Source organism: Mangrovihabitans endophyticus (assembly GCF_014646155.1).
Taxonomy (GTDB): domain Bacteria; phylum Actinomycetota; class Actinomycetes; order Mycobacteriales; family Micromonosporaceae; genus Actinoplanes; species Actinoplanes endophyticus.
Genome location: NZ_BMMX01000126.1, coordinates 1 through 970, shown reverse-complemented (window position 1 = coordinate 970; position 970 = coordinate 1). Strand labels below are relative to the sequence as shown.

1 protein-coding gene is annotated in these 970 nt (G+C 78.1%); it reads left to right on the top strand.

Features of this window, described 5'->3' with window-relative positions; translation table 11 throughout:
- Window positions 1–970, top strand: a 970-nt coding sequence (locus IEY73_RS32690) for a SpnB-like Rossmann fold domain-containing protein (protein ID WP_229716416.1), incomplete at both ends; no start/stop codon positions are given.

The window sequence follows — 970 nt, the reverse complement described above, 5'->3', positions numbered from 1 at the left end:
GACTTCACCGGCTGGTACCCGGACGCGGGCCGGGTGCCGCTGCCCACCTACGCCTTCGACCACCGGCGCTACTGGCCGCAACCGCGGGAGAACACCGGAGACAGCGACGACGTCGACGCCCGCTTCTGGGCCGCCGTGGAGAACGCCGACCCGGCGGACCTCGCCGGTGACCTGGCGGTGGACGCCGACGCGCTCAGCCGCGTGCTGCCCGCCCTCTCCGGCTGGCGCCGCCACCAGCGCGACCAGTCCCTGCTGGACGCGCTGCGCTTCCACGAACGCTGGTGCCCGATCACCGGCCCCACGGCCACGACGCCGGCCGGACCATGGGTGGTGGTCGCGCACCCCGAGGCCGACGCCGCCGACGTCACCGACGCGCTCGGCGCCGACTGCCTGCGCCTCGACGTCGCCGACCGCCGGCACGCCGCCGAACAGCTCCGCGACCTGCCCACCGACCTGGGCGGCGTGGTCAGCCTGCTGGCCTGCCGCGACGGCTCCGCAGCGGACGGACCCGACGCGGTCGCCGGCAACGTGATCCTGCTGCAGGCCTTGCAGGATGCGGGCGTGGACGCGCCGCTGTGGTGCCTCACCCGCGGCGCCGTCACCGTCGACGGCGCCGAACCGGTCACCGCACCCGCCCAGGCCGCCACGTGGGGTTTCGGCCGCGTCGCCGCGCTGGAATACCCCCGGCAGTGGGGCGGCCTGATCGACCTGCCCGCCACCACCGACCCGGCCGCGCTCGCCCGGCTCACCGACGCGCTCGGCGGCATGGGCGGCGAGGACCAGATCGCGCTGCGCGCCGCGGGCGTGTACGCCCGGCACCTGGCACCCGCCCGCGCCGGCGCGGACGGCGGCGGGTGGACCCCGCGCGGCGCCGTCCTGATCACCGGCGGCACCGGCGGGCGGGGCAGCCGGTCGCCCGCTGGCTGGCCGCGCACGGCGCCCGCCACCTGGTGCTGCTCAGCCGCCGCGG